This window comes from Pseudomonas sp. MF08875, assembly GCF_059862525.1.
On sequence record NZ_JCBCUW010000142.1, the window covers coordinates 1 to 671 of the forward strand.

General features: G+C 69.7%; 1 protein-coding gene. It reads left to right on the plus strand.

What is annotated here, in order from left to right:
* A partial coding sequence (locus AC19YT_RS28355; protein WP_500611399.1) for a phage baseplate assembly protein V occupies positions 1–671 on the plus strand: 671 nt, incomplete at both ends.

Consider the following 671-nt stretch of genomic DNA (forward strand, 5'->3'; position numbering starts at 1 on the left):
TCGACCCCCAGGTGCTGGCCGAAGCCCAGCGCAGCGGCTTTGCCCAGCAGTTCAACGCCGTGGGGCACAACCAACCGTGGCGCCCGACCCTGGCCGATGGCACCGGCCAGCGCCTCAACCCGGTGGCTACCGCCCACGGCCCACAAACGGCCATCGTCGTCGGCGCCGACGGGCAAACCACGGCGGGCAGCGGCAGCCCCTTGCACTGCGATGCCATGGGCCGGGTGCGGGTGCGCTTCCATTGGCAAGCCGAAGACGACCGTGGCGCCTGCTGGGTGCGGGTCGGCCAAGCCTTGGCGGGCCAGGGGTTCGGCGCGCAGTTCTTGCCCCGTATCGGCCAGGAAGTGCTGGTGCATTTCATCAACGGCGACATCGACCGGCCGATCATTCTCAAGGCCCTGTACAACGGCCGCGGCGAAGGCGGCGTGGCCCCCACACCGGGCGGCGCCCCCGGGCAAAGCAACCTGGCGGTGTATGCCAAAGCCAACGACCAGCGCCCCAGCGCCGAAGCCAACCTCGCCGGGGGCAACAGCCCGGCGTGGCACGGTGGCGGCGGCGGTGAAACACAGCACCGCAACGCCGCGGCGCTGTCGGGCTTCAAGACCCAAGGCTTCGATGGCCAAGGCCATAACCAACTGGTCTTCGACGACAGCGACCAACAAGGCCGCATC